Annotated in this window: 12 protein-coding genes; 1 reads left to right on the top strand and 11 read right to left on the bottom strand. The window is 45.4% G+C overall.

Features of this window, described 5'->3' with window-relative positions; genetic code table 11:
* Positions 1 to 147 precede the first annotated feature (147 nt).
* A complete protein-coding gene (locus I4V84_RS01265; RefSeq protein WP_118578935.1) occupies positions 148 to 1794 on the bottom strand; it encodes an LCP family protein in 1647 nt (548 codons plus the stop codon).
* A 315-nt stretch (positions 1795 to 2109) separates the two neighbouring features.
* Between I4V84_RS01265 and I4V84_RS01270 the strand changes: the two genes are divergently transcribed.
* Positions 2110 to 2991, top strand: a complete 882-nt coding sequence (locus I4V84_RS01270) for a homocysteine S-methyltransferase family protein (protein WP_118578938.1) — start codon at positions 2110 to 2112, stop codon at positions 2989 to 2991.
* 151 nt (positions 2992 to 3142) lie between these two features.
* Here I4V84_RS01270 and I4V84_RS01275 read toward each other — a convergent pair whose 3' ends face one another.
* From I4V84_RS01275 to I4V84_RS01320, 10 genes are all read right to left on the bottom strand, one after another.
* On the bottom strand, positions 3143 to 4414 hold the full coding sequence (locus tag I4V84_RS01275) for a DUF362 domain-containing protein (protein WP_243283992.1): 1272 nt from the start codon (positions 4412 to 4414) through the stop codon (positions 3143 to 3145).
* 120 nt (positions 4415 to 4534) lie between these two features.
* On the bottom strand, positions 4535 to 6241 hold the full coding sequence (ptsP, locus tag I4V84_RS01280; protein ID WP_195991075.1) for a phosphoenolpyruvate--protein phosphotransferase: 1707 nt from the start codon (positions 6239 to 6241) through the stop codon (positions 4535 to 4537).
* A 25-nt stretch (positions 6242 to 6266) separates the two neighbouring features.
* On the bottom strand, positions 6267 to 6482 hold the full coding sequence (locus I4V84_RS01285) for a hypothetical protein (protein WP_118578947.1): 216 nt from the start codon (positions 6480 to 6482) through the stop codon (positions 6267 to 6269).
* Between the two features lie 41 nt (positions 6483 to 6523).
* Positions 6524 to 7552: a spermidine/putrescine ABC transporter substrate-binding protein gene (locus I4V84_RS01290; protein WP_173716826.1), complete on the bottom strand. Its 1029-nt coding sequence runs from the start codon at positions 7550 to 7552 to the stop codon at positions 6524 to 6526.
* Between the two features lie 73 nt (positions 7553 to 7625).
* Positions 7626 to 9473, bottom strand: coding sequence for an extracellular solute-binding protein (locus I4V84_RS01295; RefSeq protein ID WP_195991076.1), 1848 nt, complete (start codon positions 9471 to 9473; stop codon positions 7626 to 7628).
* Positions 9474 to 9482: 9 nt separating this feature from the next.
* The gene (locus I4V84_RS01300) at positions 9483 to 10304 is read right to left on the bottom strand and encodes an ABC transporter permease (protein WP_118578953.1); all 822 of its coding nucleotides are present in this window, start codon (positions 10302 to 10304) and stop codon (positions 9483 to 9485) included.
* Positions 10304 to 11347: a spermidine/putrescine ABC transporter ATP-binding protein gene (gene potA / locus I4V84_RS01305; RefSeq protein ID WP_118578956.1), complete on the bottom strand. Its 1044-nt coding sequence runs from the start codon at positions 11345 to 11347 to the stop codon at positions 10304 to 10306. Before potA ends, I4V84_RS01300 begins: the two co-directional genes overlap by 1 nt.
* 107 nt (positions 11348 to 11454) lie before the next feature.
* A complete protein-coding gene (locus tag I4V84_RS01310; protein ID WP_330634128.1) occupies positions 11455 to 12360 on the bottom strand; it encodes an ABC transporter permease in 906 nt (301 codons plus the stop codon).
* Positions 12357 to 13334 carry an ABC transporter permease gene (locus tag I4V84_RS01315; RefSeq protein ID WP_330634127.1) on the bottom strand — a complete coding sequence of 326 codons (978 nt, stop codon included), beginning with the start codon at positions 13332 to 13334 and terminating at the stop codon, positions 12357 to 12359. Before I4V84_RS01315 ends, I4V84_RS01310 begins: the two co-directional genes overlap by 4 nt.
* The gene (locus I4V84_RS01320; RefSeq protein ID WP_118578959.1) at positions 13334 to 14482 is read right to left on the bottom strand and encodes an ABC transporter ATP-binding protein; all 1149 of its coding nucleotides are present in this window, start codon (positions 14480 to 14482) and stop codon (positions 13334 to 13336) included. Before I4V84_RS01320 ends, I4V84_RS01315 begins: the two co-directional genes overlap by 1 nt.
* Positions 14483 to 14641: the final 159 nt, after the last annotated feature.

Here is a 14641-nt window from a genome sequence, read left to right on the forward strand (position 1 = left end):
TCTGCTATATCAACATTTTATCACAATGTAATATAAAAATCATCTTAAAAGTTTATAAATTCATCAAAAAAAGAAGCAAACCACGTTATATAATGATTTGCTTCTTTCTATATTTAGATTCCTCTCACCAGAGGAATCTCATTCTCTTTACTGCTGTGTAATAGTATCAGCTGCGCCTTCGGTTGTAGTTCCATCTGCTGCAGTGGTATCTGTCGCAGCCTGTGTCTCAGATGCTACTGTACCTGGCTCAGTCACAGTTTCTGTGGAGGTGCTGTCAGTGCTTGTGCTTCCACTAACTGGTGCGTCAGCTTCCTCCTGGGTAACCACCTCACCGTTGCGAACCTTTTCCATAAGGCTCTTCGCCTTATTTACTGTGTCGTAATTCGGAACCATAACGTATGCCTTCTGGCTCATGGAATATGGCTTCTCAGTAGCACCGGTTCCGTCTACACTGTAGGAAACGATTGTCCAGTCGCCGCCGTTGGTAAGCTGCTGCTGAAGGATCTGTGCGATCTCTTCATATGTGATGTTAGTACCGAAGCATCCATCCAGACTGGAAAGAATGGAGGAATAGCTGGTAAGGATTTCCGGAGAAAGTGCCTTCTTTATAACACCACGGATAACTGCCATCTGGTTCTTACCTCTCTGGCGGTCACCCTCCTGGAACGCATATCTCTCTCTTGCAAATACAAGAGCCTGCTCACCATTCAAATAGTTCTCACCCTGGTTGAAATGATATCCTGTAATATTTCCGGAATTAAAGTCATAATCAGAATAAACTGTAATTCCACCAAGTGCATCAATTACTTTCACAAATCCACCGAAGTTGATTCTGAAGTAATAGTTAATATCAATGTCATACAGCATTCCAAGAGTGTCCATGCACACATCAATACCATAAATACCGGCATGTGTCAGCTTATCCGGTACTCCACCTGAAATGGAAAGCGGTACATAGTAATCACGAGGTGTGGAAACCAGCAGAACCTCATGTGTATCTGTATTAATAGTAGCAATGATGTTAACATCGCTTCGGCTCTTGGCTGTCATCTCACCTCTGGTATCAATACCGCTGAGATAGATGGTGTAAATCTTACCGCCATTGGATGTAGTGATTGGCTCTACAGGGGTGGACTCTTCCGCAGACTGAATTGTGGATTCAACATCTACCGTTCCAACCTCTTTTATCTTGGTGCTGAAATCTGTATATCCGTCCATATCCTCGTATACACTGAGATATCCGCTGTTCAGCAGCATGGCATTTACTTCACCGTTCAGGATTCCGTCAGCAAGCTCTGTCAGACCTGCGTATTCCTTAGTCTGTACTTCTGTACCAAACTGACTGTTCAGATGTGCTACAGCGCCATCTGTATTCTCACGGTCAAGTGAGGAAAGAATACCATAAGTATATCCGGCAGTTGCCTCTACAGAATCAGCGGCATCATCGCTCTTTACGTAAACAGCCATCTGTGTGACCTCTGTAGTCTCACCGGAAATATTGCTGATGGCGGATCTTGTCTTATTAATATAGAAACCGCCGAATGCCAGAATGGCAATCATGATCACTGCCAAAACAGTTCCGCCAATAAAGCGGCCTGTGTATCTGGTATGCCATACCAACAGCCAGATAATGGCTGCGATCACCGCAAGTACAATGCCGATGATCAGCATATAAATGGTCGGGATCATCTTGGTCATTGCCAGAAGTCCCATAAAAACAACAGAAAGCATAATGACGATGATGGTGATCACCGCGCCTGGTATCCAGTCGTTTCTTCTTCTCCTTCTACTCATCTTTTAGCTCCTTTTTTATTTCTTTTGTCATTAAGGGCTGCTGTTCACTTTATAGTCAGCACCTATCAAAAGCATATCTTATATTTTATACGCTGACAACTGGAAAATCAAGTTAAATAGTGTTATAATACGAAAGATTTATAAAATTTTTTTATGAAAACGTTATAACTTCCAGGACGCGGACAGGAATATGACGAAATCAACCGTATCCGGCAGGATAAATGTTCGCCAGATGGTTGCAGACCACAATGGGCGGCATGTTATGCAAATATCATTTGAATGCAATATTCTGCCAATTTAAGGAGGAATTACAATATGACAAAACAAGAGTTTCAGGAACTGGCACAGAATATTGTTCTTCTGGACGGCGCTACAGGTTCCAACCTGATGGCAGCCGGTATGCCGAAGGGTGTATGCACAGAGGAATGGGTGCTGGCGCATAAGGATGTGATCCAGAATCTTCAGAGAGCTTATATCGAAGCGGGAAGCAATATTATCTACGCTCCTACTTTTGGCGGCAACCGTGTAAGTCTTACCATGCATGGTCTGCAGGACCGTATGGAGGAGATCAACCGCACTCTGGTTTCCTATTCAAGAGAAGTCGCTGATGCGGCAGACCATAAGGTTTACGTTGCTGCGGATATTACCACCAGTGGTAAAATGATGGCTCCTGCCGGGGAGATGACCTATGAGGCAGCTTTCGAAATGTATCAGGAGCAGATTGGAATTCTGAAGGATTCCGGCGTGGATCTGATCGTTGCTGAGACCATGATCAATATTGAAGAGACTCTGGCAGCTGTGGATGCTGCTTCTACAGTTTGCGAGCTGCCGATTATGTGTACCATGACGGTAGACGCAGACGGAAGTATTTTCAGCGGTGGAAATGCTATCGAGGCTGCTGTTTCTCTGGAGGCTGCTGGTGCAGATGCTGTGGGCGTGAACTGCTCTGTTGGTCCCGATCAGCTGGTTTCTGTTATCCGCAATATTAAGGAAAATGTTTCCATTCCGGTCATTGCCAAGCCGAATGCCGGTATGCCGTTCATTGATGATAATGGAAACGCCATTTATTCCATGAATGCGCCGGATTTTGCCAGACATGTGAAAGCTCTGATTGATGCAGGTGCCGGTATTGTAGGGGGCTGCTGCGGTACCACACCAGAATATATCAGGGAAGTGGCGAAGATGATCGGACGATAAAATACATAAGCCACTGTAGAACGTCACAACTTAGTTGACGCTCGGTAGTGGCTTTTCTTCTTTATCTCCGAAATTCTTCTGATGTTTCTCCGATATTTTCTCCGATGTTTCTCCGATGTTTCTCCGATGTTCCCTTCGGAGTATTTTACACTCACTTCACCTTAATTGCCTTCTTCGGGCACATTTCCTGACAGCAGAAGCAACGAATACACTTCTTATAATCATAAACAGGCGGATTATTTTTGCCATTTCGAAAATCTACTGCTTTTCCAGGCACGGGACAGCTGTTTACACAGATTCCACAACGGATACATTTGTCAGGCTCAATGTATGGTTTCTTCTGGAAAATATTCAGAGCCTTGGCAAGCTTTGTCCAGACATTGTTTCGTACTTTCGTGCGGTCTACGTTGAAATTGGGATTGCCGTATTTTTCTATTAAGGCTTCCATCGAAATTACATTACAAACCACATCAATACCAATCTGCTTTTTATCTACAGAGACATTTGCATTCTGGTGTTGCTTCTCTCGCCCAGTTATTTCACTTCCTTCATCACGCACTGCTGATGTCGAAGGATTCTCCTCAACTACCACAACCTCAATATTTTCTTCCCTGCAATTTCCCAGTCCCATCTTCTCCCCATGGTAATTGGTAGGAACCATCTCCGGTTTCAGATAAACCAGTCTTGCAAACACACTGTCCAGTGCCACCGGATCTGTGGACATCAGAATCAGGTTCATGGCTACCGGGTCTCCGGAGCCCGGTCCATTTCCCTCCATTGCAGTGATTCCATCCATAATATAAAGTCTTGGCTTTACATACTGGTTCAGATCAATAAGCATCCGGGCGAAGCTGTCCGCGCTGGGATATTTAGTATGACCAATGGCCTTATTTTTCCCATATACAAATCCATAGCTGTTCTTCACTGCTCCTGTAATTCGCTCCAGAGCGTGGGTTTTCATTTTGGAAAGAGAAATCACACACTCTGCCTCCAGCAGTTCTTTCGGAAGGATAAATTCCTTCGCCTGGACACCATCCGGATTTTCCACACGAACGCCTTTCGTATAATCAATAGCCGGAATCTGGTATTTTTCCAGATAAGTGTCCATTCCGGTGCCCTGGATCACCTGTTTCGTAGTTCCGTGGCCACAGGAATCTGCAAGCACAATATTCTTATAACCTTCCTCACGTAGAATCCTGGCAAAGGCACCCACCACAACCGGATGAGTGATGACCGCTTTCTCCACTTCTGCTTTTTTCAAAAGGTTAGGCTTCAAAAGGATTTTTTCTCCTTTATCTATAAGGTTGTCCAGACCGCCCAGCTGAGCCATACCTTCTTTCATAAATGTATAAATTCGTTCTTCGTCATAAGCTTTACAAGGAAGTACAATTACTTTGCTTTTTGTGTTCATGTTTCTACCCATATTTTCAAACATACAGCCTGTAATCTGGATCTGCATGTCTGGTGCTCTCGTTTTATTTTGTAATTATTCTGCAATTCTTCACATATACATGCACGCCTCAATACAGTCGCAGAGGATAAGCTAAGATCTCATTTCTGCGATGAAAACCGCCCTCAGTGCCTTCCTCACTGGTAATATACATGCCGGTACCACAGACAATGCATCTACCCCCATCTGCAAAAATGTCTCCGTCAATCTGGTATCTGCCGCCAGTTCCCCACAGAGACATACTTTGCAATTCTGCGCGTGTCCTGCATCTACAATCATCTTTATCATTTTCAAAATTGCAGGGTGATGATCATCATATTTCTTCTGTAAAAGCGGATTCTGACGATCCATGGCCAAGGTGTACTGGGTCAGGTCATTGGTTCCGATTCCCAGAAAGTCCACACGTTTCGCCAGCTCTTCCCCAATCATCACTGCTGCCGGAGTCTCCATCATAATTCCAGTCCGGATTTTCTTAAAGGGTATACCTGCTGCCTTCAGCTCTTCTTTTACTTCCAACACCAGAGCTTCAACCTCATCCATTTCCTCTTCCGAACAGATCATAGGGTACATCATCCCCAGATTGCCATACCAGCTCGCGCGGTAAATGGCACGGATCTGGGTTTTAAACAGGTTCTTCCGGTCCAGACTGAGACGGATTCCGCGATTACCCATGAGAGGGTTGGTTTCTACCGGAATTTCAAGGTAGGAAGCCTGCTTATCAGCCCCGAGATCGGCGGTGCGGATAACTACCAGGCGGTCGCCCATAGTCTCAGCAGTTTTTTTATATGCCTGAAAAAGTTCTTCTTCCCCGGGATAATTCTCCCTGCCAAGATACTGGAACTCGCTTCGCAGCAGTCCGATTCCCTTTGCCCCATAATAAAGGGCACTGTTTAAATCATCTAGACTGCCAATATTCGCGTAGATTCCCACTTCACGTCCATCTTTCGTAATATCGCCCTTGTCTTTCAGCTTCAAAAGGGATTCCCGCTCTACCAGATCTGCTTTTCGGCGAATCTCGTATTCTTTTCGTACCTCATTATCCGGTTCCAGATAGATGGTTCCCGTATATCCGTCAATAATGGCAATGCTGTCTTCCCACTCTTCTTCTGACTGTGGAATCCCAATACCTGTAACACAGGGAATATCCATATTTTTCGCAAGGATCGCAGCGTGAGAGGTAGCAGAACCTTTGCGGGTGACAATACCCAGAAGCTTCTCCTTATCCATTTCCATCAGTTCTGCAAGAGAAAGGGCATCTGCTGCCAGAATGACTGGTTCCTCTCCCAGATCAATTTTGTTCTCATCTTCCCCGAGAATTTCCAGAAGGAGACTGGAGATGCGGCTTACATTGTGGATTCGTTCCTTTATGGTCGGATCGTTCAGCCTGGAAAAAGTACTCTGCATCTCATCTCTTGTGGTCTGCACTGCATAAGCAGCAGTCACCTTTTCCCCTGTGATCATACTCTGTACCGCACGGAGAAAGCTGCCAGAGCCCAGAAGCTCTGCCTGCTCCAGGATCTGGTTTGTTCCATTTTCCCCATTCACTTTCACAATTCTATCCAAAGGTTGGGGTTCCATATCCAATTCAGGATCAGCTGTGTCCATTTGTTTTTCTGACATTCTGTCATACTCTTCCTTCAAGGTCTGCATCACATGCCGACGAGCCACATCAAAATTCTTCAGTTCCTTTTTTACATCATCTGCCTGATGCTGTCGGATCTGATATTCACCTTTCCGATAAAACCTGATTTTCCCAATGGCAATCCCCGCAAAGGCGGAAGCTCCCTTGTATATTTCCATTTTGTTTCTCCTCTAAAAAACTCATTTATTTCTGTAAATAATAATCACACACTGGCGAAACTTTGTCAATATCAGTGTTGTTTTCTCTGGCCCCGGAAACATATATGTGCAAGCATTCTCCACCTCCAGCGACCTCTCTCCTTTCTCCGCAGTGCAATCCTGCCCGGTAGGACTTTTCTATTACATAAAAAAAGAGCCTGCACAGTGATTTATCCGTTTTTCTCCCGAATGGTTCACTCACAGGCTCTTTCCTGATGTTATCCTTTTACTGAATTAATTCAATTAATCGCAGGCAGCCTTAAACTCAGTCCAGTTCTTATTATACTGTTCCTCAGCTTCCTGACTTACATTCTTAATACTCTCACCGCTTGTTACACTGTCCGGAACCACCAGGCTCTCGTCTACCAGCTCGTCTGCTGCCTTGTTGGTGCAGTAGTAACCGATATAATTGAAGCACTGTGCAGCAACCTCCGGTCTTAAAATGTAATCTACAAACTGGTAAGCTGCATCTGCATTGGGAGCCTCGCTTGGAATAAACATTCCCATAACACCGAAGCCAAGACCTTCCTCCGGATAAACCACTTTCAGATCCGGGTTCTCTGCCAGAGCTGCAGTTACCTGGGAGGTGTAAAGGAACGCTACAGAAGCCTCTCCGTTCAGCAGTGCATTCTGGGTGTTGTCATCCTGGATCATACGCACATTGGGTGCCAGCTCTACCAGCTTTTCACCAGCTTCTGCAATGGCATCCACATCTTCTTCATTCATACTCTTACCCATGGTGAGAAGAGTAATGCCGTTGATCACACGGTAGTTGCCAATCAGCGCTATGCTGTCCTCCAGAGACGGATCCCACAGATCAGAATAGCCCTTAATGTCAAGATCAACCTCCTCCGGATCGTATACGATCAGCGGAATACCTGCACCATATGGTACGGTGTACTCGTCCTTCTCATCATAAAACTGTCCCTGATAAAGAGGATTGATGTTTCCCCAATTGGAGATTTTGTCTTTGTCAAGCTTGGTGGCAAGACCCTCTTCCACGATTTTCTCGAGAATGTAGTCATCTGCGATTACCACATCATAGTCTCCGCCTTTTGCCATGGAAACCTTCTCCAGCATGGTCTCGTCAGTGTCAAAGTTGGAATATACGATCTTACAGCCGGTTTCTTCCTCAAATCCGTCCAGAACCTCCTGCGGGAACATTCCTTCCCAGGTATAAAGGACCAGCTCGGAGTCAGCTGCGTATACAGGTGACAGACTGCCACAGATTGCTGCTGCAGCAAGAATTACCGCAAATACCTTTTTCTTCATAATCATTCTCCTCTTCTTCAAAAACACAGCCGGCTTCTGCCAGCCACGTTTCCGTTTTTATAAATTTCCATGTTTACTCTGCCTTGATCTTCGTCCACAGCTCCGCATATTTCTGCTTGATTTTCGGTTCCTGATAACGGAAGATCTCGCTGTTTGGATTTTCAAAATCCGGGATGTAGGAGGAAACGCCCTCATACTCTCCGGTGATCATAGTTTCGTAAACACTCTTTACAGGAGAAGTATAACCTACTTCTTCCGTATTGGAAAGAGCAGATTCTTCATTTAGCATAAAATTAATAAACTGATGGGCAAGCTCTGTCTCACTGCAGTCCCTTGTGATAACCATTGCATCATACCAGTTATTGGTTCCCTGGCTCGGTGTGAAGTAATCCATATTCGGATTTTCGCTTATAATATAAGAAGCATCTCCGGAATAAACAACTGCCATAGCCTTGTTTCCGGAAATCATATTGTCAATGACGTCATCACCGGCGTAAATCGGACCCATGGTATTTCTCTGGTCAACCAGCCACTGGTAAGCTTCCTGAATCTGATTCTCATCTGTAGTATTCATGGAATATCCAAGAGCCTTCAGTGCTATCATAAAGGAATCCCGCTCAGAATCATACATGTAAATATTTCCTTTATATTTGGTATCCCTGAGAAGATCCCAACCCTCCTGAAGATCTGCCGGATCAACCACAGTCGTATCATAAAGAATACCAACCGTTCCCCAGAAATATGGGCAGGAATAACGATTTCCCGGATCATAGCTTTTATTCATGACCTCATCCATCAGGCTGCCCTTATTCGGGATCAGATCCCAGTCAATATACTGTAAGTAATCCTCTTTAATCAGACGCTCGATCATGTAATCCGAAGGGATCAGCACGTCATAGGACTCACCGCCGGAAAGCTTGGTGTACATCATTTCGTTGGATTCGAAGGTTTCGTAAACTACTGTACAATTATATTCCTGCTCAAACTGTGTCAGAAGATCCAGATCCATATATTCTCCTGCATTATAAACCTTCAGGACATGGTTCTCCGCTGCACTGCCTCCGCACTTGATCAGTCCGAAGCCAAGGGCAAAAACCAGCAGAAGGGCGATTACGCGCTGAATCTTTTTCGCATGCTTGCTGGCATGCTTTTCCAGGATCTTCGGAAGCACGTTGGCAAAAACCATGACAAGCACAATGACCAGGATTACAATTGTAGACAGGGCGTTGATGGTAGGGTTGATTCGCTTGGTCATATTATAGACCACAATGGAAATATTCTTTACACCGTTTCCGGATACAAAGTACGAAATTACGAAATCGTCAAAGGACATGGTAAATGCCAGCAGCGCACCGGCGAAAATACCATCCTTAATCATGGGCACGATTACCTTGGTCAACGCCTGGAACGGGGTTGCTCCAAGATCCATGGCTGCATTTGCCAGGTTCGGGTCAAGGCTTCGCACCTTGGGATAAACACTGGTGATCACATATGGCGTACAAAAGGAAATGTGCGCCAGCAGCATGGTAAAGTACCCTTTCCGGAAGCCCAGTGAAGAAAACAGAAGCATCAGTCCGATTGCGGTAACAATATCCGGGTTCAAAATGGGCAGGTTGTTGATATTTAAAAGTGTTTCCTTTAACACCTTCCTGGACTTGGAAAGACCAATTGCAGTGATGGTTCCCAGCACTGTGGAGATCACAGTTGCCAGGATGGCGATGGTCACAGACACGTAAACCGCTTTGCTGACTTCTGTATTGTGCAGCAGCTCTGTATACCATCTCACGGAGAATCCCGTAAACCTGGTCAGGGATTTGGAGGAATTAAAGGAAAAAATCATGGTCACCAGGATTGGCAGGTAAAAGAATACCAGACAGATGGCCACATAAAATCTCTGAAAAAAGCTTGTTTTTTTCTGCATGCTATCCTCCTATTCTCCTTTTTCCTTGTCCATCCGCTTCATCAGACTCATGGAGATCAAAATGATCACCGCCAGAATCATGGAAATGGCACTTCCGAAATTCCAGTCTCCAACTGAGATAAACTGGGACTCGATCAGGTTACCGATGAGCATATACTGTCCGCCGCCCAGAAGCTTCGGGATAACGAAGGAGGAAATGGCAAGAAGGAAAACCATCATAATACCATTTACCACCCCTGGCAGGGACAGCTTCCAGATTACCTTCCAGAAGGTCTGGAAACGGTTGGCTCCCAGATCGTAGGCTGCCTCGATCAGGGATTTGTCCATTTTATTTAAGGATGTATGGATAGGAATGATCATAAAGGGCATAAAGTTGCAGATCAGGCCTACCATTACGGAAAAATCCGTATACATCATGCTGATAGGTCCCAGTCCGATTTTTGCCAGAAGGTTATTGATGATTCCGTTATCTGCAAGAAGATTCATCCACGCATAGGTACGAAGAAGCATGTTGATCCACATTGGAATGGTTACCAGCATAATGAGAAGTCCCTGGATTTTCTCAGAGCACCTCGCAATGATCAGGGCAAGGGGATAGCCAAGCACCAGACAGATAAAGGTGGTGAGAAGTCCCAGCCAGAAGGATTTCAGGATCACATTCAGGTAGGTAGTTTCCAGGAATTTGGCAAAATTTCCCCAGGTGAAGGAAAGTGTCATTACTTCATTTCCTTCTGTGGTGAACGCATACAGGGCAATGAGAAACAGTGGGATCACAAGGATAACAATTGCCCAGATAAAGTAAGGAATAATCAGGCGCTTAAACTGTTTCATCAATAAGCTCCCATTCTGTACATGACGTGAATGTCTTCCGGTCCGAATTTCAGTCCTACCTGGCGGCCCACTTCCGCATAATCGGTGGTCTGAACTTTATAGGTGCGCAGTTCTGTTTCTACGAGAATTTCGTAATGAACGCCTTTGAAGGTGACGTTTCGGACAACACCGCTGATTTTCGCCTGAGATGGTTCCACAATGTCAAGGTCCTCAGGACGAAGCACAACCTCGATTTCTTCATTATCCTCAAAGCCTTTGTCCACACATTCGAATTCAAATCCGTCGAACTGAACCAGATAATCTCTGATCATAATTCCTTCTATAATATTGGACTCTCCAATGAAGCCTGCTACGAAACGGTTTTCGGGCTCGTTGTAAATATCGGTTGGAGAACCGATCTGCTGAATTTCACCGTTATTCATAACGACCACAGTATCAGACATGGAAAGGGCTTCCTCCTGGTCATGCGTAACGTAAATGAAGGTAATTCCAACCTCCCGTTGGATTTTTTTCAGCTCAATCTGCATCTGTTTTCGTATTTTCGCATCCAGGGCGCCAAGAGGCTCGTCAAGAAGAAGGATTTTCGGCTCATTTACCAGCGCACGGGCAATGGCAACTCGCTGCTGCTGTCCGCCGGAGAGCAGGGTGACATCTCTTTTTTCGAAACCCTCCAGACCTACCATTTTCAGCATTTTGGTGACTTTCTGGGCGATCACGTCCTTGTCCACTTTTTTCAGATTCAGACCGAATCCAATGTTCTCTGCCACATTCAGATGGGGAAAAAGGGCATATTTCTGGAAAACGGTATTTACCTCTCTCTTATATGGAGGCAACTTGGAAATCTCAATTCCGTTAAACAATACTTCGCCGCCGCTTGGCTCCTCGAAGCCTGCAATAATACGAAGGGTTGTGGTCTTTCCACAGCCACTTGGTCCCAGAAGGGTGAGAAACTCGTTCTCATAGATGTCCAGATTGATTCCGCGGAGAACCTGCTGGTCATCAAAATTTTTTGTGAGGTTTTTCAACTCTATGAGTTTGTTCATTCGTGTGCTCCTTTCCGTCCCTAAGTGGAAATATCCATATATTTCCTCATGCCGTGAAAAAACCGGCTTTTATCAGGTGATTTTCTTCGCTGATTCCTGTGAGCAGACTACTTATACTTCCTCTTTAACTTCTTTATAAGAGAGTAAACAAGAAGGATCACCACTGTAAAAGCCAGCATAATCGTACACAGGGCATTGATTTCCGGCGTGACACCGGTTTTGATCTGAGTGTACACCTTAATTGGCAAGGTAGACAATCTCGGACCGTTAATAAAAATACTGATTACCACGTCATCCATGGACATGGCAAAGGCAAGCAATGAGCCGGACGCAACAGCTGGCATGATCAGTGGCAGCGTAACGTCGAGAAAGGCTCTCATGGAAGTAGCTCCAAGATCCCGGGCAGCTTCCTCAAGGGAAGGATCCAGGCCCACCAGCCTTGCTTTTACTTCCATCAATATATAGGGAACGCAAAACACCGTATGTCCGATCAGCAGGGTAAGCATTCCGAAGGGCAGATTCAGCATATAGAAAAATGCCATCAGCACCATACCCAGAATAATTTCCGGTATCATAAGGGGCAAAATAGAAATGTACTCCAATGCGCCTTTTGTTTTCCAGTGAATCCGTGACAGACCTACCGCCCCCAGCGTTCCGATGACAGCAGAAACTACACAGCTTGCCACGCCCAGGATCAGGCTGTTTACCAGGGCTTCCATCATGGCGCTGTCTGCGAATAATTTCTCGTACCACTGGAGGGAAAATCCGGTGAGACGTACGGGAAGCTTGGATTCGTTGAAGGAGAAAATGATGACTACGGCTACTGGGAGGTACATTAAGAAGAAAATGATACCAAGGTATATCTTCTCAAAGCGGGTGCTCCGTTTCATGCCAGAGCCTGTATTTCTCTTCTTTCCAAACTTTTTAACTAATGTACCGTTTTTAGCCTCGGCGTCTTCACCTTGCATTTTCGGATCCAGCACTTCTATTTCATTATTTTGTGTTTTTATCATCCCAGCCCCTCCACTTCTTTCGCATTGGTAACCTTACGGTATAGAAGGATCATCAAAGTGGTAAGGATCATCATGATCACCGCCAGTGCAGCCGCAAAGGGCCAGTTATTTCCCCGGGTCATCTGATCCTGGATCAGACTTCCCACCAGCACAACTTTGTTTCCGCCCAGGATATCCGCTATGAAAAACAGTCCCATAGATGGAATAAAGGTTAGGATTACGCCGGACAAAAGTCCTGGCAGGGTCAGCTTAAAGCTGACTGTCCAGAAGGCCTTCACCTTACCTGCCCCCAGATCACGAGCGGCTTCTACCAGTGACCAGTCCAGTTTTTCCGCACTGGAATATACTGACAGAATCATAAATGGCAATAACACATATATCATACCAATGACGATTGCCGGGTAGCTGTACATGATTTTCAGCGGCTTCTCGATCAGGCCAAGCTTTTTCAGCACAAAATTCAGAACGCCTTTTTTCTGAAGGATGATGATCCAGCCGTAAAGTCTGATCAGGGAATTTACCCAGAAGGGAAGCATAAGAAGAAGCATAGATTTCTTTTTACCGCCTGCTGGTAATTTCGCCATAAAATAGCCAAAGGGATACCCGATCAGGGTGATAAAAACAGTACTTGTAATGGCCAGCTGGAAGGACTGGACAAAGGTGTCCAGATACACTGGTTCCAGGAGCTTCCGGTAATTATCCAGGGTAAAGATCCACTGCACGCCGTGGACTTCTCCCGGGGTGGCAAAGCTTAAAGCTACCATATAGATAAGAGGGCATGCCACGAAGATCAAAGTGAAAATATATAATGGCAGGATCATCCAGATGGTGGCACGGGTGTGCCTGGTGAATGCAGCGCTCTTGCTATTGCCGCGGATATTCTTTGCAGGTGCAGATTCCTGGCTGTTGCCGTGGCTGTTCTTTACAGGTGCAGATTTCCGGCTGTTGCCACGGCTGTTACTGAGACCGCCCATCACTGATTTCCTCCTGACATATCAGCAGGCTCTTTCGTCTTAAACTCCCGATTTACTACAACTGCATTTCGCGGATCAAAATACCATTTTATCTGCTGACCTGGCTGAATGTTTGCATTCATGCCAAACCGGCTGGCTGTGAGTTCTGTGCCGTCAGACAAAGCAAGCAGAACTCGCAGCTGACCTGCAGCGAAATTCTTCTCCTTCACAGTTGCGTGAAGATGTCTGCCAGTTCCCTCAGCTTCATTTTGCTCAACTACATTTTCCATTTCAGCTTCATCCAGCAGAATATTTTCGCTTCTCACAGCCAGGGTAAGCTGCTCTCCCACCTTTACAATCTCTTCTGTATAAACGGAAACAGTGTCATTACCTATTTGAACCTGTGCATAAGAACCATTTATTTCTACAACTTTTCCTTTTAAAATATTGGCATTTCCCACAAAGGTTGCCACATAACTTGTCTTCGGATGGTTGTAAATCTCATCCGGAGTGCCGATCTGCTCAAATTGCCCCTGATTCATTACCACGATCCGGTCGGACATATTAATGGCCTCTTCCTGGTCGTGGGTGATATAGATAAAGGTAATTCCAAGCTTCTTCTGCAGTCGCTTCAGTTCCAATTGCATCGTCCGCCGAAGCTGCAGATCCAGAGCTCCGAGAGGCTCGTCCAGAAGCAGTACACGTGGATTATTTGCCAATGCTCTTGCAATGGCTACACGCTGCTTCTGTCCGCCGGAGAGCTCCGCAGGTTTTCGTTTCTCGAAGCCTTCCAGCTGAACCAGCTCCAGCATTTCCTTAACCTTTTTCTTTATATCCGCTTTTGGTACTTTTCGTATTTTCAGACCATACCCGATGTTATCCGCCACGTTCATATGGGGAAAAAGGGCATAATTCTGAAATACCGTGTTCACATCTCTCTGGTTTGGCTCCAGATTCGTCACATCTTTCCCCTCCAGCCATACACTTCCGCTGTCCGGCTGCTCAAGTCCTGCGATGATGCGAAGAGTGGTCGTCTTGCCGCAGCCGGAAGCACCCAGCAAGGTGACGAATTCCCCCTGATCAATTTGCAGATTGATTCCCTGTAGAACATATTCTTCTGATGTAAAACTTTTTTTCAGATTTCTTAATTCAAGAAATGAGTCAGACATTTGTCTCCTCCTTTCTGGAGCGTGTTTGAAAATTATTCCTGCAGACTTCCACAAATTGTGACACGCATTTTGAAGAAAGCCTTTTTTAACACGCTCGGCTGTAATGTTAAGTGAAGTACGAAAAAAATACGGGATACCCCTATAGCCATACATTCAGAA

The organism is Ruminococcus sp. 1001713B170207_170306_F1, assembly GCF_015668065.1.
GTDB classification, from domain to species: Bacteria; Bacillota; Clostridia; order Lachnospirales; family Lachnospiraceae; genus Blautia_A; species Blautia_A faecis.